The following is an 18,793-nucleotide window of genomic DNA, read 5'->3' as shown; positions in this document are numbered from 1 at the left end:
GAGCGGCTGCGCCATCGGCGAGGGGGTTCTCACCCGTTAATGCGGACGCTTCAAAGAAGGATCTAGATATGCTCTGGTTCTGTGTTCAACCGTCTGACGGCCACCACGCTGGCAGCAGCTGCTGGATATCTCGCTGTTTATAACGCGGATCGATCAGCATTACGCTGCGGCGCCTTGATGTACGAACAGGCGCTGGCCGTGGTGGCAAGATCGGCAAACGGCGTAACGGTCAGCTCGACCAGCGCGTAGGCGTCGGGAAGCTTCCAGTCGAGCAGCGCATCGAGCTGCCAGCGCTCGAGCTCGAATGCGATCGCGCCCAGGTGATCCGCGCCGGCGAGCAGGGTATCGAGCAGATCCGGACGCTGACGCCGGCAGAACTTGTAGCAGGCATCGTATTCTGCCCTCTGCCGTCCAACGACGGACTCCGTTCATCGACCATCTCAAGCGATCCCTGGGCATGTAGAGCCGGCCACACCTGACTGCGGAGAAAGCGCTTGAGATTGGCGGTGAAGCGTTGCGGGGTTTCCGGCTCGACTTCGGCGTGGACCAGGGCGATCATGCCGACGCCGACCCAGCTGGCATAGAGCGCCTGAATCCAGGGCGCGATGCCGAGCAGGGCGAGTACAAGCAACACGACGATAACATTACGACGAAATAGCCAACGGGACACCAGTGGCTGGTTTCGCGCGGTGTTCGCCGAGCTATCACGCATCGGGCTCAGATACCCAGCGCTTCGCGCCAGCCGGCGGCGAGCTCCGGATCCTGATCCGCCAGAACGTCCAGCTGGGCCTCGATATCCACGCCGGCCGTGATTTCTTGATAGCCGCAGCCTGGACAGATCCAGATTTGGCCGTCGATCAGATCCAGTTGATCGACCGGATTTTCACCGCATTCGGGGCAGGGCGCATCGATTTTCATCATGATCGGCCTCGAGCTTCTCGTCTGAGCCAGCTTAATCCTGGGCGTAGTGCGAAAGCCAGCCGCTGGGCGGTATGCCCTGGCGGGACTGCAGATTACTGTTGTCGTCGGTAAACACGACAGTCGGCGTGCCCTGACTACCAAGCGAGAACATCGCCTGGCGATTCTGCTCGAGCACGTCATCTTGCGTCGAATTCGGTTTGCTCGGTGAGACACCGCCTTGTTCCTGTGCCGTGTTGAATTTCGCCTCATTTCTCGCCAGCGCGGCCGCTGGATCGTCAGCCGCGAGTATCGTGGCCGCGCGGCCGACACTGCTGGGCCCCAGCACACCGACCATAATCCAGTGCACGCGCAGGTTGCCGGCCTTCACCAGCGGCTTTGTCTGCTCATAGAGCTTGTGGCAATAAATGCAGTTAGGATCCGCGAAGACATACAATCTCGGGGCGTTTTTCGGCCCCTCGGTCACCATGCGGCCCGCATCGAGTGACTGAATCACCTCACCGACGTTGGGTTTCGGCTTGTACTTCTGAGCGTACTTCGACGACAGGTTGTGTCCCTGAGGGCCGTAGAGCGGCCCCAGCATGAGATAGCCGTCTTCGCTATAGACGACAGTCTGGTAGCCGCCGTGCTTTACCAGATAGCCTGTCACGCCGTCCTTGTCGGTGGGAAATGCTTTCACCACCTGCATCTTGCCGGCATCGACCATCTCGCGGAGCACTTTCGGGTAGTCGGCCGGCGCGTTGGTCGTATCCTGCGACGAAAACGCCGGCGCCGCTGACAGCGTTGCTCCGGCAACGGCGAGAAAACACAGGAATGCACGGCCGCGCGACACGCGGCCGATATGATGACGTTTCATGGTGACCCTTCGTGGTGTACGGGCTCTCTTGGGGCAGGAGCCTCGATGGATGAAAGGATCTGTTCATGCAGATCCGGATGGCGGTTCCGCAGCATCAACATAATGACCTGGTCTCGCATACGGCGACCTCGCACAAGGCGGTGTGGTCGGATAAATTCATGTCGCGCTATTCGACCAGGCGCACGCCCTTGGCGCGACGCATGGCTTCGACGCGTTCCCGGATCGTGTTGCGGATGCTCTCGTGGTCCTTGATCGCACGCAGCGTCAGCGTGGCCGCGGAGCGATCGGTGGACAGAACGTCGACGTTGCCGCGACCGTTCAAGCGATACAGTAGCGGCGCCGTAGGACTCGTGTCTTCGACACGATAGAGCTCGATTTCCTCACCGCGACGGGTCAGGACTCCCCACGATTGACGCAGACGCTCATGGGTAAGCTCATAACGGATGGCCTGAACCGACCAGGCGTAAACGCCGGCGATCACCACGGGCACGATGGCCAGGGCCACCCAGGGCCAGGGCGCCAGTACACCGGGAATCGCCGCCGCGATCGAGGCGATGATATAGATGTGAAAATTGACGATCTGGCCCGGCCCGGTCGACCAGATGATCTGCTCATCCTCGACTGTGCCAGGCGCCGCTTTGCTGCCGTCCGGAATATGGGTGCCATCGTCGGTTGAATCGTTCATCAGCTGTGCCAGTGGAAATGCCGAGCCCAATCTGACCAAGCCGCGCGGCAGCGGCAATAATTAATTCCGCGGTGCGTGCGCGGAATTTTTTGGCAGAGATCCATGCGACTGGGTCAGCGGCTGCTGATCGGCTTTGGGGCCAGCGAATGCAACGACTTGGGGATTACCGGGTGAACAAGGAATCTCGCGTTGGTTTTAATGTGCTGGGATCGATAGGGCCGTGCATGGATCAGTCCGGTATCGACAGGGTTACTCACAGCCGCGCGAGCCGCCGCGGCCGTTCGCTGCCGTGAACTCCCGCCAATGACGCCAGCCGCGGGCACGGTGAAATCCCCACTCACGCCGTTTGCGGCCGGTCACGAACAGGGTGGTGGCCGGCCGTTGTTCCAGTAATTCGATGCGGTGGGGCCGCGAGGCATTGCGGCGTATCACGATGTCGCCGGCGCGGCGCCGGTGGACGATCGTCTCGCCGGATGGTTTCGATGCGTCGGCCGGCAGATGTTCGAGGTATTCACCCTCGAGAATGAGGGTCATCCAGGGCCACGGGTGATCGTGCAGGGCCCGATCGTCGTCACTGGACAAAAACTGATGCACAAACACGTTGCGCTTGCCGCCGTCGACGCGGGGATTCTCGCCGGCGAGTTCACGGCGGCGGACTTCGGGTGACAGATCGAGCCAGCGTTGCCCTGGCGAATCACGTACCAGCGCGCCAGATAGGGTCCGTGGGCGTTTTCGATCAAAAAATCGCTGGACCGGGCCTCGCAGTGCCAGTCTCGAGCCCAGGTCAGCAGACGGCGTCGGATCGGATCGGGAAGTCGCATGGGGTCGTGCTATCGTGAATAACACGGCCAAGGTGGGCGACCGGGCCGGCCTCGACAATAGACAATTCCGCGGCGCCGTACCGGAATTTCTTTTGGGGTTCGGTGGTCGACTGATCAAAAACCCGTCATGACCCAGCGGAGCGTTGCCCGACCGGCGGTTGCGGGCCTCGAAGGGCGACCTATCCACAGATGATGTGAGGAAACCGACCAAAGAAAAGGCCCCTCGAAAGGGGCCTCGGTTCGCGGTCAGGCCGCGGGCTCGATCGATGTGATGCACCGACGGGGAATCCGCCAATGCGAGCCGTCGTCGGCCCGGCCGATCAGCGGCTTCTTGGAGGTCAGCGTCACCGTGTGCGGCACACAGCCTTCGGTTAGCGTGACCTGGTCGCCGACCGAGGCCGCGGCCACCGTGCGCTTGAGGCGTTGTTTGTCGGCATGACGTCGACGAACACGCTCTCGCCAGGGCGCGGCGAACTCGCTATCGGGCACGGGTACTTCGTCGAGATACGACGCCGGACACGAGAGCTCGGCCGGGCCCATCGATTCCTCGACGGGCTTGTAGCCCCAGCCGTAGCCCGGATCGTGAACCATCAGATACGCCACGATGAATCGACCCAACCCTGGGTATTTCAGGTTTTCCTGAATGGTCCAGAGTACGTTGCCCCGCACGCATTTCCGATGCGTGCGGAGGTTGGCGTCACCTTCGGTGAGGTGTTCAATGAGTTCGGCCTTCGTCTGGCCTTGTGTGATTAACCATCCCATGGTGTTGCTCCTGTGAAAAAAGGGGAACACCGGCGCCCGCCAGGGACGTGGTGTTCCCCGGCGGGTGGATGATGAGAGGTCCGCGTCAGCGGACGTTTGTGTTGAGCTCGGCACGGCCGCAGTGCGGCCGGCCCCGCATGACGTCAGTACGAATGATCGACGCCGCTTATGGATCCGAATCGGTCTTGTCGACGATGTGATGGAGGTCGATAGCCGCCTCGGTCAGGTCTCGATGATCGACGACGGCATCGCAGAACGAGCCGTCGCCTTGCGGCACCTCTGAAAGCTCATCGTCAGAGGCACCGTCGGTGTCGTAGTCGATGATCCGAACGTTCACACGGATGGCCTCTGGACGATCGGTCACCACCGCTTGCACCAGGCCACCTTCCATGACGATGGCCAGCGTCGGCGGCGTGGTGTCGCAGTTTGCCCCGGAATGACCGGCGGACTGGGTCGATGTCGTTTTCATGGTGTTGCTCCTGTGAAAAGAGGAACACCAGACCCCGCCAGGGTGATGTTCCCCTGCGGGTGGATGAACGCCCGTGACTGGGCGCGGATTGTCAGATCGACCGGTAAGGTCGATCAGCCCTGGCTGGCCAGGGCGAGCTCATAGGCCGCATCGAGATCTGACCAATCGATCGAACCGCCGTTGGCCTCGCCGTGCTGGTATGCGGCCACAAGTGCGCGGGCCGCAGCCCGTGCCTTGGCGTCGGATCGAAGCCGTTTAACGCTGCTATCCGGGACCGGAAAGTCATGCTCAATCGAGAACGTGTCCTCGATCCCGAACACGAGAGCGGCTCCGGCGTCGACGTCTTCGTCGAAATCATCCCGAAGCAAGGGATGCTCCGGCGTGTCATCCCAGATCTCGCTCGTATCGAATAATGCCTGAGCACGCTCGATCGCATGATCCGGGGAGTCGGCCTCGATGCCGACCTGGACGTGGTGGAAGTAGGGCAGTGAATAGCCCACGACGTATTTCATGGTGGTTCTCCAATAAAACGGGAAACACCAAGCCCTCGGGGATGGTGGATCCCCGATGGGTGAAAGCCGGGCTCAGGTAAAACCGGCAGCGAACGAGCTTGTCAGCATTCGCCGCAGAGCTCGCGGAGTTTGAGGCCAGCCGTCTGGATAGCCTCGGCCGTGAGGTCGAACACCGACTCGGTCACGAAATCCTCGTCGCTATCCGATTCGATACCGCCGAGCACGGCCACGCCGAGCTCGACATCGGCTCGGATGGCCTTGACCGTCAAAACCCGATACGCCCAATCGCGGCCATAGGCGCAGGCCCGTTGGTACTGAGCCTGACCGTATTCCGGATGGCTGGCATTGGCCGGCACGAACCAGTCGAGCACGCGATGGTTGAATCGATCGTGTGCGATCGCGCCGGGTACCCAGCGATTTTGAAATTCGCCGATCGTATCGACCCCGACCAGATCCCAGCCGTGTTCATCGGTCTCGAGACAGGCTTCGATATCGAATCCGGCCTCACGCCACCGCGCATAGCGCGGCGCGATCGCGTCGTTCCACGCGAAGCCGACGCGGGCGATCCAGCGATCGACTTCCAGCTTCTGACCGGCGTGCTGCCAGGCTGATAGCGCCGGCAGGGCCGGATGCTGATGACGAGCAGAGCGATAGATCTGTGCTTGTGTCTGCATGGTGTACTCCGAATGAATCGGGCACACGCCACCCCATTGGGGCGGCATGCCCCGATGGGGTGGAAAGAAAGACCAGGGCGAGGCCCGGGTCGTGAACGTCAAATGAGACCGCGTTCGGCCATCGAGGTCGCGTGATCGCTTGCCACGATCAGATGATCCAGAACGCGCATATCGAACAATCCGATCGCCTGGGTGATCCGCTCCGTGATGTCGCGATCGGCCCGGGAAGGCTCGGATACACCGCTCGGATGATTGTGATAAAGCACCAGACCGGACGCGTTGAGCCGCAAAGCCTCCTTGGCGATCTCGCGCGGATAGACGGCCGCGCCGTCGATCGTCCCGCGAAACATGATTCGATCGTCAATAATCTGATTGCGATTAGTGACGAAGATCACGCCAAAGACCTCGTGCTCGAGGTGTGCGATCTGAAGCTGCAGATACTCCCGAGTCTCCATCGGGCTGCTCAGTACGGTCCGACCTGAGACCAAGTGGCGTTTCATGATCTCGCTCGCCTGGCGAACGATCATCGCGTCGTCGTCGGATAGTGTTAAAAGCATGGTGATACTCCTTGAAAAAAAGGGCACACCACGCCTTGCGGGGTGATATGCCCCGCAGTGGGAAATGACGCGCTTAAAAGCGTGTCTTGGTCGGTCCAATTCAGTCGATGGCCGCGAAGATCTTCGGCCCTTCGGCATGGTCGCCGGCGTAATCACGAAGCCGGTCGAACAGGTCCCTGAGTTCCGCCTTGCGTGTCTTCCAGACCAACGCATTGAGCGCATAAAGCGTCGCGACGATACCGGCGGCATCGGGCGACATGGTGGCGTCGTAGAAATTGCCGGGGCAGCGGATTCGGATCGTTTCACAACCGAGCTCGGGCGCCATGTAAAAGCCGCCATTGCTCAATTCGTAAAACTCCCAGTAGCCGCCGTCGTAATCTGGGGCCAGTGCCTGCATCCAGTCATAAACCAGGGCTTCGCCGGCCCGCATGTCGTGGCCGAGAAACCGCGGTAGAAACTGCATGCGCCGATTCACGGGCACGCGAGTGGCTGTGGTGAGAATCGATTGACCCGTCACGGTGTCGTCGGTTTCAAGCGTCATGGTGATGCTCCTTGGATAAAGGGGCAGACACCACGCCTCACGGGGTGGCACTGCCCCGTGGTGGGAAGAAAGTGCTCGCATGAGCGAGTGTCTATAACTCAGCCGGCCCGAAATCACTCGGTGAACACGGCGAAACGAGATCTTGTTCACCGGCAAAACGATCAAGCCGGTGTGCCAATTCCTCAATGAAGAATGTGTCGAAGTCCTGGTCCGACAACACGGCATGGCGCACGGCCAGGTCGTGTTCATCCTGAACGCCGATTAGGAACTCGAGATCCAGGTCGCTGAACACAGCGCTACCGAACACGTCAGCCAACGCGTCTGGGTCGACGTCGATCATTTGACGAACCCCTAGCGTGATGAGCGATTCGCGGTCGAGCCGATGATCGGTATCGAAGATGCCGATCGCGCAGGACACCTGCTGCCCGTTCTTGTCGACGCCGTGATAGAGACAGCGCGCGCCGCCATTGTCACGTCCGGCAGGCTGTTGGTTTTCGATGAAATGGGTATAGACCCGATCGAGGATCGATTGACGATCGTCGCGCGTGAAGCGACGCATGGTGTTTCTCCTGAGAGCGGGAAACACCGGTCCCCCAGGGATGATATTTCCCTGGTGGGCAAAGGACCGCCGGCAGAGCGGCAGTTGATGGTGAAGTTTGGATCGAACCTAGAAAGGCGCCTTGTTACACGATCCGGCAAGACTTCAAGGGCCGCTATAAACCTAGCGGTGGGGTGTATGAATAGGTTGCCGCTGCGCGGCGCACGTTGTCAATGATCCGCGAGACCGGGAAATGCACCCAGCAGGCTGATCGCGCGTTGTCGGTATGCCATGCTGGTTAAACCATAAAACGTCCGATATGAGGGGCGTTATGTCGAGCCCAATCGAAATCGTACCGCCGGTCCCCTTGTACGAACGCGTCATCCAGAATGATCGCGTACTCTCGAACGCCTTGGCCCAGACGCTCCATGTCACCAAAAGCGAACTGGCCGCGGCCATCGGTCTGTCGGCGGATTCGTCGCGCGAGCGAGAGCGTGAGCGCAGTGGCCCGACACAACGGCGTATGCGGGATGTCGTTGAGATCCTGAACCGCGTGAGCCACTGGACCGGCTCGGACATGCAGGCCTACGCCTGGTATCGGAGTGAGCCGCTACCGGCCTTCGGCCAGCGGACCGCATCGGATCTTGTGGCCGAAGGCTTGGCCGATGCCGTCAAAACTCATTTGTCGAGAATCGCGGTTGGCGGCTTCGCCTAGTGCCGGCGCTGTTCCGCTTTCAAGGGATCGTGTATCGCGCCCACGATCCGAAATGGGCGTTCGATCCGGCATCCGGTCATGGGGCGGCGCTGTACGGTGGCCGCTTCAACAAGCCCGGTACGCCGATGCTGTACACCGCAACGTCGATCATGGGCGCGATCACAGAGGCGGCACAGGGCATGGTCATGCGCCTGCAGCCGCTGACTATCGTCAGTTACCAGGTCAATCATGCCGCGGTGCTGGATCGAGCGTGCAGCGTCAAAAGTGTTGCGTTTTTGCGCGAGCGCGCAGCGAACCGCAACCGCTAGCTTTTGGCTCTTCTGCAGTGGCGGATCGCTCGCGGTAGGAATGTCGGCTATCGACCCAGGCTGTGTGAAAACTCTGGTCGATCGTACTCCAGTCGAAAACCAACCTACTGTGCGCCCGTCTAAGTCACGATCTGCTATCAGGTAGAGGTAAATGGACCCCCTGAAGCCTGGACCCAAAGCGGACCTCTAGGGTGTTGGTCGCCTGGCTATATAGCGCTTCCAGAACGCTTATTAGGCTGGCTCTAGCGTATCGCTATTCGACCAAATACAAATCCCCTTTGCGCCGCGTGTAAGTGCTACGTAAAGATCATATCGATCCAACGTGTGTGCATTCATGATCATGCATCCGTCAGCTTCCAAGCCTTTAAGCAAGAGCGTGCTGCCGATCGCCATCTTCCCGACTGTACGCGCTTGATGCCGCCTAACGTCGCGCTCCGCTCGAGTAGCCGCGGACAGGCTTTCGACCTGGCCTGTACTTGCCCGAGAAAGCGCCCCGAGCGCCGCGTTGTAGATCGTCGGCCGAAACAACCGCGTCTGTGCACTCGCCCGCAGCGCCTGTAATAAGGCGGTGGCCGCCGCATAGGATGGTCTCGCAATCAGACCAAGTGCCGCCTGGTCAGCCTCAGTCAGCTGGAAACGGCCAGGACCGTTCTCGTGTATTCGTTCGATGCGTCCCCGGAAAACGTCCGCGCGGGTCAAACCGGTCAAAACGTCGCGCGCCAAGCGTGCGCATTCCTCGATCATGTTGAGGGGCTCATCGAGATTTAAATTACGCGCGAACGCCGCCAATCGGCGTAGTTCCACTGGCTCGACAACAGTTACACCAGGATTGCGACGAGCGAAATCGTGACGCGCGTTTGCTTCTGCGCTAGGGCCGATCACAAGCACGCTTCCGGCGCGTGCGAGTTGTCTTAACGCAGCCGCTTCACTTCTTCTTCGTTGATGAGAAGGCCCTGGCCGTTGCCACACCACCCCCGCCGGTACATCATTCAGGTCGATGGGGTCTCTATTTATCAGCGCACGTCGGACGCACGCGAGCCAGCGGCCGATCTCAGGCGCCTTAGCGTTGTTCCAGCGCCACGGTGTATCGAGCTCATGGTGCTCAGGGAAATCGGCCGGTAAGTCATTCCAATCTACTCGCCTGCCAGCGAACCCGAAGACTGACTGCATTGGATCGCCGAGCACGACGGTCGGCAGAACCTCCGCACAGCCCACGATCATCGCGTGCTGATCAAGCGAACAATCCTGATATTCATCAACAATAACGTGGCTGTACGAGGCACAGAGCACGTCTTTGATATGGCCGCTGGCTACTAGACCTCGCACACGACGTTGGATCTCGGGATAGTCCTGGCCGGGACGAGTGACGTCCAGGTGTCGAATGTCGATTTCGGCGCGTGAAGGATACGCGCTGAGTAAACGAAGCGCCCATCCATCAAGCGTCCTGAGCGTATAGGCATCGCTTGAGACGCCATGTTTCGCGAGGCGCTTACGTAGTGCAGCGACCCCACCGTTGGTGTGGGTCAGTACCAACACGGGTCGCATCGCGTTATGACCAGCCAAGCTGTCGGCGATAAGTTGGGTTTTGCCGTATCCCGCTGGCGCGCTGATGTGGCCGCGCTCTATTGCGAGCAGGTCAATCGCCGGCATAGGAGGCCCAGTCGAACAGCCGATCGATCTCGGCCTGAAACCACTCCTCGCTATGGTCCTGTGCCGGCCCAATAATCTCGCGGGCGATCTCCTCCATAACGCCGACGCCGCGATCCTTGAACCAAGATCTTTCTTTTGATTTGGCGGCCTCGGCACAGGCGGAGCGCTCTGGCTCGGTCAGCTGGCCCATAAGCTGCGCACGCCCGAAATCGAACGTATCTCTTTGGAGCTTATTGCTGACTTGTGCATCGATCGTTTCTTCGCCATAGCGTTCGATTGCGCGCCGTACGAGTTCGAGGCCGGTCTCTGCCGGCAGTCCCAGAAAGAGCGCATGCTCAAGCGCATAGTCAGGTGGCCACTTCGCCAGCACACAGCCCTGATTCGTCAAGGTACCTTCCCGATCGGGATCTGGCTGCCTGTCGTCGTCCCGAAGAATCGCGACCCGGTAGCCCAGTGCGTGGAATGCCTCGGCACAGCCAAGGATCTTTTTGTAGCCACCCGCATTGACCAAGGACGCGCCCACAGCCGTCAACGAACGATGCTCCTGCTCTATCCGGTACAGGTCCAAGCCACGCAGCAAGCCCTCCTCGCCAGCCCCCTCGCATACGATGACGGATTTCGCCAAGAACGCTTCCGGGTACGACCTCAATGTACCTTGCAAGCCGTCAGAGGCGTCCATGCGAGGCATGGTCATCACCCCGTCGTTATTCCGTACACGCACGAGCTGGCCAGCGTTCAACTCCCGAATGACGACTGGCGAATGGGTTGTTGCAAAGACCTGGAGCGGGGCCTCCTTCTGTTTGGCACCGAGGGCCTGCAACAGTCGCACAATCCGGTGCGGCTCCAATCCGGACTCGAGTTCATCGACTAGGCCGACGTCGGCGCCAGTGGCAGCCTCCTGCTGTAAGCCGGCTATGAGCAGACGTGAGGAGCCGAGGCCGAGGCGCGTCAAAGGTACGCTGTATCGATCCTGCAACGCGATGTGACCAGGACGCAATGTTGTCTGCGATGCATCTAGGCTCGCGCTTGCGTCGGCTGCGGCATCGATACCCAGATTGTTCGCGATCTCCCGGACACGATCCAGTGTGGCTTCAAGCTGCGCATTCGCAGCGTCACCAAATTGATCGCGTGCCGCCCGAGCGGCTTCGGCCAGTGCGCCGCTCAGTTCCAACCGATCATCGGTCAGATTGAACAAGACCGAGCCGCGTCCGAAGGTCAGTTCCGAGGCGTTTTCACCTTGCAGCTGAAGCAGCGAAAGCCGACGTAACATGCGCGACGCCATTTCACGACAATGGTTTTCATCATCGATGCGACTTGAGTTCAGACGCCAGAGACCTTGCATCGACTGGTCGATTCGGAGGGTGACCGAGAGCGCCGTTTCAAGGTCACGGCTCGGCTCGTCCTCGATATCGCCGGTTTCTGAATTAAAGCCGCAATGAAAAGAACCGAAGGGCTCTAAGGCGCCGAGCTCGCCCGGCAGATCGGCGACCACCAACGATATCTCGATCGGCTGGCTCGTATCGAGCTGGTAGAAATCCGCATCGGTGGCAGCACGAGTGACGTTGCTCGACAGACACCATGCAATAGCCTCCAGCACTGCCGACTTACCGCTGTCGCCCGGTCCGAACAGGCAATTGAAACCGGGTTTAGGTAACCAATCTAAGTGTCGAATGGACCGGAAATTGCAAATTTGCACCCTGGCGACTCGCGCCATTCCCCCTCCCAACGATTTAAAGCCGAACTCTCTCGTATCATGCAAAGAGCGAGAGAATGACAGCGCGTTTTAGTTCTACGTCCAAGGGTAAGATACCACCTCGATCGCCGCACATGGTTGGAACCATTGCCAATCATGAACGTCTGCTTCTGATCCAGGCTGTGTGAAAACTCTGGTCGATCATGCTCCAGTCGAAAACCGACCTCCTGTGCGCCCGTCTAAGCCACGATCTGCTATCAGGTAGAGGTAAATGGACCCCCTGAAATACCGGCGTTTCGAGTTTTCACACAGCCTGGGCCGTGAGCAGACTCACCGGCTGATGCTTCCAAACGCTGCACTGATCACAGCGTTTGGAAGTAACAAACGGATGTTCTCAATAGGCGCAATGGCGCGGGGCGATAATCTGTCGACCCGAGCTTTTATGTCACAGATGCGATTACGCAACATCTGCCGAAGTTGCAGCCTATATGTCTTTCGACGCCAGCTGCATGCGACGAGGCCGGCGTGGCCTGGGGCCATGTCACCTGCGATTGGGCCTATCGGCAGGCGATCGGCGAATTGCCGCCAAGCTGGGCGTTGTCCGAAAAACTTCGCCTCGAAGGTGTCGGCGCCGTCCTTGTGCCGAGCCTGGCGATCGGTACCCGCAGTCATTACACGAATCTGGTGTTCTGGCAGTGGGGCGGTCAGCCGGCGCTACAGGTTGCGGTCATCGATGACTAAGCTCACCTACCCAGCGACAAGCGGTCTTGGCCTTGATCGAAAGTGACAATGCGTTGTTGGTTTAATAGACGAAAAAGCCCGCTCACGCGAACGCCATGAGCTATAAAAAGAAGCGCCTACTGGTTCCGGTCAGCAAGCTCGCCGAGTTCGCTGACGATCCCGAAGCGTTCCGAAAGAATCTCGGTCGCGTGCGAGATCCGACGGCCGCCGCGGCTGGAACGAAGGCGCATCAGAACTGCGTCAAGCCGCGTGAAACCGGACCGCGTATCGGCAAGGCCATCGCATTCGTCGCGATAGCCGTGGCGATTGCGCTTTTCCTTCTGGCGCATTGAGCGAGTAATCCGGCACGGCACTACAGACCATCGTCGTCATTGTCGTAGCGGTTGCGATCGCGATCGTCTGGTTTCGCAGCGACAGTCGGCGCTCGGCCCGGCGAGACTTTCACAAGACGTTCGACGTCCGATCCGACGATCCTGACGTGTATAGGAAGCTGCAGAGCCAGCGGGCCGAGTGCTTGGCGTTATTGAACGAAGCCGGGCTCTAAGCCGAATCGACCGTTTGGGAATCCCTCGACAACGGACCGTCGGCTCGATCCCCGCGGCGTATCGCACCAAGAATGCGCGCCTGACGGCGCGTGGGTTCGAAGGAAGGGGACGGGGCAACTCGCCCGCGATAGCCGCATGCGGCGGGCACGCGATGGTGTCGTTCAGACCTGCGGGGTGGCTAGTTCGGCGGCGGTCTTTCGCCCGCCCAAGACGTATACGGCTGGGCGCGGTCCGAGGCACTTCGCACCCGGCCAGTCATCGGTGTACTATTTGATAACACACTTGAAACGAGGTCATGCCATGCCGCGCACTACCAGCGTGATCTTGAGCTCTCACTTCGAGCAATTTGTTCAGAGACAACTGGCCACCGGCCGCTATAGCAACGCCAGCGAAGTCATCCGCGAATCACTACGCCAAATGGAAGACCGGGAAACGCACTTGTCCGCGCTGCGCGCCGAGCTCGATATCGGAATCGACCAACTGGACCGCGGTGAACATACCGATTGGCGCAGCTTGAAAGCCGAGTTGGATGCCGGTTAGGCCCATTCGACTGTCGCCGGCCGCGGCGACGGACCTGCGGAAGATTCGGCAGTATACGGTCGAGCAGTGGGGACTTGAGCAGTGGCTACGTTATTCGGATGAGTTGGATCGTCGGTTTGAGCAATTGAGCAAGAATCCGGCGCTCGGCCCAGTGCGTGACGAGATCCGTCCGAGTCTACGCAGCGTCCCCATGGGCTCGCATATCGTTTGGTATCGCATGCGGGTCGAGGATTTGGAAATTGTGCGCGTACTGCATGCGACCATGGATCCGAAGATGCGGTTGTAAAAACGTAGGCGCCCCTACCGACCGCCAGCTATGCTAGGCAGTTGGAGAAGAGGGTTGCCGCGATGGCTTCCAGATCGCCTTTGGCCGTCTCGACGATCATTCAGCGGCGTCGGGCCCGGCTTGTGCTTGATATTTACGCTCAAGGCGATCGAACACTGCCTCGGCTGGCTGAATGCGATCGGCATTAGCATCGGCCAATCCACGGTTGATCGCATCGTCAAGCGTTCTAAGCCGATCATTCCGCGTATTTTCGCTCAATGATCAAACTCCCACGGATTCAGTAAACCGACACCAGTCGGCTCGAAATCGGCGACGTTACGGGTCACGACCGACATGCCATGTACAAGGGCGGTCGCGGCGATAAGCGCATCCCGCCCGCCGCGCTTGTCGGGCACATGAAGTCGGGCACAGTGACGCGCCACGGCCGTATCCACCGGCAACGTCCGGTCCGAGAACTCCGGCAGGACATGTTGATCCAGCCAGGCGCGCAGTAGCTGGCCTTGCTCGGCATCCTTGCGTTCGACTCGCAGGACGCCTAATTCTAACTCCATCACGGTGACGGCCGATATAAAAAGGGCGGCAGCATCGGCGCTTTCCGACCACGCCGCGACGGCGGAATCGGCTTTGCCCAAACGCACTTTCCGCAATTCGGATACCACGTTGGTATCCAGGACGTACATCATGAAAACTCAGCCGGCTGGGTCTCGATGTCTACTCGCGGCGGCGAAAATTCGATATCCGCAACACCCGGCATCGCCAGCGCGTCCGCGATGTTGCGACGCTGGTGGGTGAGTCGCTGGTATTCCTCGATGCTCAAAAGTACATGCGCCGGCTTTCCCCGATCCGTAATGAATACCGGGCCATTCTCAGTCGCCTTCTTGGCACGGGTAACATCCTGGTTCAAGTCGCGGCTACTCACAGTCGTAATCGTCATGGCATCACCTCAAAACTTGGCCCCTATGTAGTGATGTTACTATAGTGGCAGGAGATGATAACGCAAGCGGCGAAATTGCGCCCCTGTCGCTGTAGCGCTACGCTGTTTATCGAGAAAGCATCAAGGTCGGAGGCGATCATGGCCACTCACAGTGCGCAGACGAACCCGGCAGCGAGGCACCCGACGTCGTCTGTCCGGACGATGATGCGCTGGCTCGGTGCCGGCACGGTGGGCATGGTCGCCTGGATCCTGCTGAGCGTGCTGACCGCGCTGCTGGATCCGCGGGCCGAAGGCGCCGGCCTGATCGGTGCGTTCGACAGCCTGAGCGCTTTCCTGGCCACCGGCGCGGCCCTGACGGTCGTACCGATGATCGCCTATGCCATCCATCGCCACGGTTTTGGCCAGCGAGCCACGATCGGCATCGCCGCGGCACTCGCCGCGATGGTGGTCGTCCTGGCCGTCATGCACTGGCAGGTCGTTCTCATCGTCCTTGCGGTCGCAGCGCTTCTGGGCCTGATGCTCAAGAACGGGATTCCTGAAACTGCAACCGATGAAAGTGATGAAGATGGTTGGCAGTTCGGGTGGCAAGGTCCTGGTTATTATATGGGGGGCTGGCGCGTTGATGGCGACGAGAATGAATAGCATCAATTAAGGGAAGCTGTTGTATCTACAGCTTCCCGCCTGACGCTTTACTTTGTGCCTTCTGGCCGCCTTGTTTGCCGGCACTACTTGCTTCCTTGCTCCCTTGTCCCATTGCGGTGCCCATCGCGCTACCAGCCCCAGCACCGGCCCAACCCAACATCGCGAGCCATGCGGTGGGTAACACAACCACCATCGTCGCCTGCACCAGGGTCAGAACCGAGATATCGTAGGCATTGCCCAGGCCGGCCATAAAACCGAGCTTGGCCGCATTACTTTGGTAGAGCATGTCCACCAGGTTGTTGCTCAGCCAGCGTGACAAGCCGAACCAGAACGTCAGCGAGGCCATCCCGAAGTAGGAAAAGGTCAGGATCCCGACGACCTTGGCGCTGTAGCCGGAAATGACGATCAAGACCGGCATGGCGATGACCATGGCCATCATCAGCAGGTACTGGACCATGGGCATGGCCCGGGCCGCGACATCCTTCATGCCCTCGGCCGGTAGCCAGCCCAGTCCGGCCCCGAACATGCCGACCGCCGTACCCACGGTGCTGTTGAGTCCATTGCCGCCGCCGGAACCCGAGATCACATCGCTGCCCGAATTGCCGTTGGCCATGCCGCCATGCGTGTTCAGCAGGGCCCGAATGGCATAGTCGTCGGCCGTCGACGACGTGAAGGCCGCATGGATGTTCTGCCAGAGGCGGGTATCGATCTGATCGTACAGGCGAGCCTTGAGCCCGTTCCCGGACGCGGTCCACCATTGCTTGCAGGTGGGATAGCCGCCTTGCGACGGTCCCGTCCCGAAGCCGGAGTCCCGCGACGCATTGTAGGCAAACCCCTTGACCGGACGATGCGACTGGAAGCTGTCGTAGTAGCCGGCGGTTTTCAGGAAATAATGCGACCCGATCCAGTCGGTATCCTTGGCTGTGGCCGCGTCCAGACGGGCGGATTTGCGAAACAGCTGGGTCCGGGAGCGGCCATAACACCAGCGCTGGAACCGCACGACCTCACTGCGCAACGTCGGATCCTGGATCGCCGTGCGATCGAGTTCGGTGCGCAGATACTGATAGTCGGTATTACAGGGCAGTGCGGCCAGCGCGGCGTTGGTGATACCGTTCGAGACCGCGTGGACAACCGCCCACCACAGCGGAATATCGGCCGTCTTGCCGCCCAAGGACGCCCCGGCGCCAGTTGACGTGCCGTTGCCCGCCACCTTCACGCCGCATTGCTCATAGTGCTGTTGATCGTAATTCGCCGGCGCGAACTGCACGCTCAGCAGCGGGACCGCGGCGAACGCATACACCAGCAGCATCGCGTACAGCGTGGTCTCGATCCGGTTGAGCGAGAGCAGACCCTTGTTGCCCTCGTCCTCGCCTTCACGCCGCGCGGTATACCACTCACGGATAATGAGCGCGGCAAAGGGCACCGCGGCGAGCATCGTCTTGTTGAGAACGCCCCAGATCGCGTTGTTCACGATCCAGCCGAGCATCAGCACGACGTTCTCGAAATAGTCGAATACGCTCAGATCCACACTCATGACGGTTCTCCGCTAGCCCGCCGACATCCAGCCGATGAGATCGGGCAGATTCGCCGCCTCGATCACGGCGATCACCACCAGCAACATCCGCTCGACACGAACGAGTCGTTGGTGAGCCGCTTCGCCGCCATCGGTCTGGCGTTGCTGGGCGGCGCGCAAGCGCGGGCGCCATCGGGTGATATAGAGCGTGCCGACGACGGCATAGACGCCAACACGCCAGATCAGGGCGTAGGGAGCGATGCGGGCCAGCCAGTCGCGGAAGCCGACCGCGCCGCCGGCCATCGACACGCCGACCGCGACGATCACCAGCGCCGCGACGATGACCGCAGCCCAGGCGATCAGAAAGACCGCCCAGGCGCCGAGTCGGCTGGTTTTATTGGTTATTGCCATCGATAGCGTCTCGAGTGTCGATCTCGCGATTGCCTGCGTCCGTGTTGGCGGGCGCGCCGCGATCGGCGCGGCCCTGGTTGCGGGTCAGGGCCATTGTGGCGGCGTTGTGGGCCAGCGACCGACGGACTTCCATTTCGGTCCGCAATGCCTCGATACCGCGGTCGAGATGGGTTAATTCGCCGTTGATGGCATCCTGACCCTCCTTGTTGTTGGCAATACCGGGCTCGTCCGCGCCGGCCAGCATGATCCGCCGTGCCCAGAGGGCCTGCGTGAGCGTGCGCGCCAACGCCATCTCGGATGCCAGCCGATGCGTCAGGAGCTCGCCTTGTGGATCATGCTGCAGCGACTTGATGACACCGCGGGACATCGACAGCGTCGCGCCGGCCGAGACTGCCCGCAGATTGGCATCAGTGATCGGCTGGCTGGCGTTGACCATGGCCGTCAGCTTGGTTTCGATCTTGTCCTGCTGGTCCTCGAGGGCACGCATCAGGCCGGCACCGGACTTCGACTGCACCTTCTCGCAGCCGCTGCAGGTCTTGATTTCCTTTTCGCCGACGACGTTGGTAATCCACTGCGCCGCCTGGGTAGGCGAGCCCCAGACGGTGCACATGCCGCCGTGACACCCGTTGCCCACGCCGCCGGCACCGCCGCTCGATCCCGAACCGCCACTGCCGGGCCATGAGCCGCTGGATGTCGGCACAGTACCCCAGCCCTGGCCACCACCGGAGACTGGCTGCGTGCTGGTGGGATCCGTGCGACCGTGCAGGATGTTGTAGCCGGCGACAGCCGTATCATGTGTAACCTCGACTGGCTGTTGTGCGATGCCGCCGCGCTTTTCGCCGCCCACCCAGGTCACGCCCTTGTCGCCGCCTTGCGACTCGACGGTCTGCTCGGCGGCGACCGCGTCACCGTTGGTCGCGGCGGTTTGCTGCCAATTCTCGGCCTGGGCCTGTTGCTGCCAGCCGCCGGACGTGATGGCATCGGCCGCGCGCTTGGCCATGGCCTTGCACGAAGTCTTGGCCTTGTTGAAGTCCAATCGCCCCTGCAGCACGCCGTTCGACAGCAGATCATAGAGACCCGGCGCGGCGCGTTGGATAATCATCGCCGGAAGGGCCGCGACCGCGCCCGTGGCGTTCTGCACCACCGAGCCCATCATGTTCTGAAAGCCGCGGGTCGCGCCGTTCAGCTGATTGGCGACTGTCGCCTGGGGATTGAGCCCGCTGCAGGCCGAGCCCTGATTCCAGTTGATCCCCAGACCGAGTTGGCCGGGCTGATAACCGCGGCCGGCCGACGCGCTCACCGGGCCCCCGCCACCGATCTGGTAGTACAGATCGTCGCCGGCAGCCGACCAGGCCGTCATCGGCACCGTGAGATACAGGGCACCGAACAGCAGACCGGCGATCGCGATACGCGTCATGAATGACATAGCGACACCTCTATTGATAGCCGGGCGCCAGCCCGGCGAGTTGCCAGATGTCTTGT

General features: G+C 60.7%; 27 protein-coding genes. 7 read left to right on the top strand and 20 right to left on the bottom strand.

Annotated elements, in window-relative coordinates:
• Window positions 1-229: 229 nt before the first annotated feature.
• From SAJA_RS14600 to SAJA_RS14545, 12 genes are all read right to left on the bottom strand, one after another.
• Window positions 230-712, bottom strand: a complete 483-nt coding sequence (locus SAJA_RS14600) for a hypothetical protein (protein WP_123659407.1) — start codon at window positions 710-712, stop codon at window positions 230-232.
• Window positions 713-717: 5 nt separating this feature from the next.
• Window positions 718-921: a hypothetical protein gene (locus SAJA_RS14595; protein ID WP_123659406.1), complete on the bottom strand. Its 204-nt coding sequence runs from the start codon at window positions 919-921 to the stop codon at window positions 718-720.
• Window positions 922-952: 31 nt separating this feature from the next.
• Window positions 953-1,774, bottom strand: a complete 822-nt coding sequence (gene dsbG, locus SAJA_RS14590; RefSeq protein WP_123659405.1) for a thiol:disulfide interchange protein DsbG — start codon at window positions 1,772-1,774, stop codon at window positions 953-955.
• A 166-nt stretch (window positions 1,775-1,940) separates the two neighbouring features.
• On the bottom strand, window positions 1,941-2,459 hold the full coding sequence (locus SAJA_RS14585) for a PH domain-containing protein (RefSeq protein WP_123659404.1): 519 nt from the start codon (window positions 2,457-2,459) through the stop codon (window positions 1,941-1,943).
• Window positions 2,460-2,708: 249 nt separating this feature from the next.
• Window positions 2,709-3,311 (bottom strand): hypothetical protein, encoded by a 603-nt coding sequence (locus tag SAJA_RS14580; RefSeq protein WP_123659403.1) that lies wholly within the window; start codon window positions 3,309-3,311, stop codon window positions 2,709-2,711.
• Window positions 3,312-3,526: 215 nt separating this feature from the next.
• Entirely contained in the window at window positions 3,527-4,042 is a 516-nt protein-coding gene (locus tag SAJA_RS14575; RefSeq protein ID WP_123659402.1) for a DUF6927 domain-containing protein, read from the bottom strand.
• A 166-nt stretch (window positions 4,043-4,208) separates the two neighbouring features.
• Window positions 4,209-4,511, bottom strand: a complete 303-nt coding sequence (locus SAJA_RS14570; protein ID WP_123659401.1) for a hypothetical protein — start codon at window positions 4,509-4,511, stop codon at window positions 4,209-4,211.
• Window positions 4,512-4,624: 113 nt separating this feature from the next.
• Window positions 4,625-5,023, bottom strand: coding sequence for a hypothetical protein (locus tag SAJA_RS14565; RefSeq protein ID WP_123659400.1), 399 nt, complete (start codon window positions 5,021-5,023; stop codon window positions 4,625-4,627).
• A gap of 101 nt (window positions 5,024-5,124) precedes the next feature.
• Window positions 5,125-5,697, bottom strand: coding sequence for a hypothetical protein (locus SAJA_RS14560; protein WP_123659399.1), 573 nt, complete (start codon window positions 5,695-5,697; stop codon window positions 5,125-5,127).
• A 98-nt stretch (window positions 5,698-5,795) separates the two neighbouring features.
• The gene (locus tag SAJA_RS14555; RefSeq protein ID WP_221180272.1) at window positions 5,796-6,281 is read right to left on the bottom strand and encodes a JAB domain-containing protein; all 486 of its coding nucleotides are present in this window, start codon (window positions 6,279-6,281) and stop codon (window positions 5,796-5,798) included.
• A 73-nt stretch (window positions 6,282-6,354) separates the two neighbouring features.
• Window positions 6,355-6,795 carry an antirestriction protein gene (locus SAJA_RS14550; protein ID WP_123659397.1) on the bottom strand — a complete coding sequence of 147 codons (441 nt, stop codon included), beginning with the start codon at window positions 6,793-6,795 and terminating at the stop codon, window positions 6,355-6,357.
• A 91-nt stretch (window positions 6,796-6,886) separates the two neighbouring features.
• Entirely contained in the window at window positions 6,887-7,354 is a 468-nt protein-coding gene (locus SAJA_RS14545; protein WP_123659396.1) for a hypothetical protein, read from the bottom strand.
• A gap of 310 nt (window positions 7,355-7,664) precedes the next feature.
• Between SAJA_RS14545 and SAJA_RS14540 the strand changes: the two genes are divergently transcribed.
• On the top strand, window positions 7,665-8,048 hold the full coding sequence (locus tag SAJA_RS14540; protein WP_123659395.1) for an antitoxin Xre/MbcA/ParS toxin-binding domain-containing protein: 384 nt from the start codon (window positions 7,665-7,667) through the stop codon (window positions 8,046-8,048).
• Window positions 8,048-8,356, top strand: a complete 309-nt coding sequence (locus tag SAJA_RS14535; protein ID WP_221180271.1) for an RES family NAD+ phosphorylase — start codon at window positions 8,048-8,050, stop codon at window positions 8,354-8,356. The genes SAJA_RS14540 and SAJA_RS14535 overlap by 1 nt, the downstream gene beginning before the upstream one ends.
• Before the next feature lie 231 nt (window positions 8,357-8,587).
• Here SAJA_RS14535 and SAJA_RS14530 read toward each other — a convergent pair whose 3' ends face one another.
• Window positions 8,588-10,006, bottom strand: coding sequence for a UvrD-helicase domain-containing protein (locus tag SAJA_RS14530; RefSeq protein WP_123659394.1), 1,419 nt, complete (start codon window positions 10,004-10,006; stop codon window positions 8,588-8,590).
• Window positions 9,993-11,720 (bottom strand): ATP-dependent nuclease, encoded by a 1,728-nt coding sequence (locus tag SAJA_RS14525; RefSeq protein WP_123659393.1) that lies wholly within the window; start codon window positions 11,718-11,720, stop codon window positions 9,993-9,995. The genes SAJA_RS14530 and SAJA_RS14525 overlap by 14 nt, the downstream gene beginning before the upstream one ends.
• Before the next feature lie 504 nt (window positions 11,721-12,224).
• Between SAJA_RS14525 and SAJA_RS14520 the strand changes: the two genes are divergently transcribed.
• The 4 genes from SAJA_RS14520 to SAJA_RS15630 all read left to right on the top strand — a co-directional run bounded on the left by SAJA_RS14520 (window position 12,225) and on the right by SAJA_RS15630 (window position 13,811).
• Entirely contained in the window at window positions 12,225-12,440 is a 216-nt protein-coding gene (locus SAJA_RS14520; RefSeq protein WP_123659392.1) for a hypothetical protein, read from the top strand.
• Window positions 12,441-12,535: 95 nt separating this feature from the next.
• Window positions 12,536-12,772, top strand: a complete 237-nt coding sequence (locus SAJA_RS14515) for a hypothetical protein (RefSeq protein ID WP_123659391.1) — start codon at window positions 12,536-12,538, stop codon at window positions 12,770-12,772.
• Between the two features lie 513 nt (window positions 12,773-13,285).
• Window positions 13,286-13,525, top strand: coding sequence for a type II toxin-antitoxin system ParD family antitoxin (locus tag SAJA_RS15195; protein WP_184999926.1), 240 nt, complete (start codon window positions 13,286-13,288; stop codon window positions 13,523-13,525).
• Complete coding sequence (locus tag SAJA_RS15630) at window positions 13,515-13,811, top strand: type II toxin-antitoxin system RelE/ParE family toxin (protein WP_123659389.1); 297 nt, start codon at window positions 13,515-13,517, stop codon at window positions 13,809-13,811. Before SAJA_RS15195 ends, SAJA_RS15630 begins: the two co-directional genes overlap by 11 nt.
• A gap of 96 nt (window positions 13,812-13,907) precedes the next feature.
• Here the strand turns inward: SAJA_RS15630 and SAJA_RS14500 are convergent, their stop codons facing one another.
• The 3 genes from SAJA_RS14500 to SAJA_RS14490 are packed head-to-tail and all read right to left on the bottom strand — an operon-like array spanning window position 13,908 to window position 14,745.
• Window positions 13,908-14,069: a hypothetical protein gene (locus tag SAJA_RS14500; protein ID WP_184999925.1), complete on the bottom strand. Its 162-nt coding sequence runs from the start codon at window positions 14,067-14,069 to the stop codon at window positions 13,908-13,910.
• Entirely contained in the window at window positions 14,066-14,494 is a 429-nt protein-coding gene (locus SAJA_RS14495) for a type II toxin-antitoxin system VapC family toxin (protein ID WP_184999924.1), read from the bottom strand. Before SAJA_RS14495 ends, SAJA_RS14500 begins: the two co-directional genes overlap by 4 nt.
• The gene (locus SAJA_RS14490; RefSeq protein ID WP_123659388.1) at window positions 14,491-14,745 is read right to left on the bottom strand and encodes a type II toxin-antitoxin system Phd/YefM family antitoxin; all 255 of its coding nucleotides are present in this window, start codon (window positions 14,743-14,745) and stop codon (window positions 14,491-14,493) included. Before SAJA_RS14490 ends, SAJA_RS14495 begins: the two co-directional genes overlap by 4 nt.
• Before the next feature lie 138 nt (window positions 14,746-14,883).
• On the opposite strand from SAJA_RS14490, the gene SAJA_RS14485 reads away from it, so the two are divergent.
• Window positions 14,884-15,387: a DUF3742 family protein gene (locus SAJA_RS14485; protein ID WP_184999923.1), complete on the top strand. Its 504-nt coding sequence runs from the start codon at window positions 14,884-14,886 to the stop codon at window positions 15,385-15,387.
• A 25-nt stretch (window positions 15,388-15,412) separates the two neighbouring features.
• Here SAJA_RS14485 and SAJA_RS14480 read toward each other — a convergent pair whose 3' ends face one another.
• Genes SAJA_RS14480 through SAJA_RS14470 form a run of 3 tightly spaced genes read right to left on the bottom strand, consistent with a single transcriptional unit; the run spans window position 15,413 to window position 18,737 of the window.
• The gene (locus SAJA_RS14480; RefSeq protein ID WP_123659386.1) at window positions 15,413-16,921 is read right to left on the bottom strand and encodes a conjugal transfer protein TraG N-terminal domain-containing protein; all 1,509 of its coding nucleotides are present in this window, start codon (window positions 16,919-16,921) and stop codon (window positions 15,413-15,415) included.
• A 12-nt stretch (window positions 16,922-16,933) separates the two neighbouring features.
• Window positions 16,934-17,311 carry a hypothetical protein gene (locus SAJA_RS14475; RefSeq protein WP_123659385.1) on the bottom strand — a complete coding sequence of 126 codons (378 nt, stop codon included), beginning with the start codon at window positions 17,309-17,311 and terminating at the stop codon, window positions 16,934-16,936.
• Complete coding sequence (locus SAJA_RS14470; protein ID WP_184999922.1) at window positions 17,295-18,737, bottom strand: hypothetical protein; 1,443 nt, start codon at window positions 18,735-18,737, stop codon at window positions 17,295-17,297. Before SAJA_RS14470 ends, SAJA_RS14475 begins: the two co-directional genes overlap by 17 nt.
• Window positions 18,738-18,793 lie beyond the last annotated feature (56 nt).

It is taken from the genome of Salinisphaera japonica YTM-1 (assembly GCF_003788585.1).
GTDB lineage: Bacteria > Pseudomonadota > Gammaproteobacteria > Nevskiales > Salinisphaeraceae > Salinisphaera > Salinisphaera japonica.
Note: the sequence above shows the minus strand (reverse complement) of the source record. Positions and strands in the feature narration are given on the sequence as shown.